The following is a 649-nucleotide window of genomic DNA, read 5'->3' on the forward strand; positions in this document are numbered from 1 at the left end:
CGGCCACTGGTGGGTTGTTGCCCGCTATCACTGGCACCACATTGATGCTCACCGTAGCCGTGTCACACAAACTTGGACTGCCATTATCACAAATGCGGTACGTAAACTTATCTGTCCCCGTAAAGTTCGCATTCGGCGTATAGACAAACGTACCGTCTGGATTTTGACTCACCGTTCCGTTGGTTGGATTCGTCAACTTCACTGGAATGCCCAATGTTGCATTGCCATCTGGGTCGCTGTCGTTCGCTTTCGCGTTAATCGTCACTGGGGTGCCTACTTCCGTCTGCGTATTGTCATCCACCGCAATTGGCTTATCGTTACCTGGTGTCGGCGTTGGAAGGATGTTAATCACCACACAAGCCGTATCTTTCAAGCCTACATTGTCCTTCAATTCGTAACAGAAACCGTCTTGACCCGTTACTCCTGGGTTTGGTGTATAAGTGAACGTGCCGTCTGGGTTCAAACTCACCGTTCCTTTCGTCGGTGGCGTCACTGGCGTCGTCGTTACTGTCAATGGTCCACCTTCTGGATCATCATCGTTGGTCAACACATTACCTGTAAACGGTTTATCTTGCGGCGTTTCAGCAATGTCGTTGGTGGCAATTGGCGGATTATTTGCTGGTGGCAATATCGCTATCACTACCGTCGC

Annotated in this window: 1 protein-coding gene; it reads right to left on the bottom strand. The window is 50.2% G+C overall.

What is annotated here, in order from left to right:
• Positions 1-649, bottom strand: a 649-nt coding sequence (locus AC23P2_RS31150) for an Ig-like domain-containing protein (protein ID WP_487776799.1), incomplete at both ends; no start/stop codon positions are given.

It is taken from the genome of Runella sp. R0.1_18, assembly GCF_057652155.1.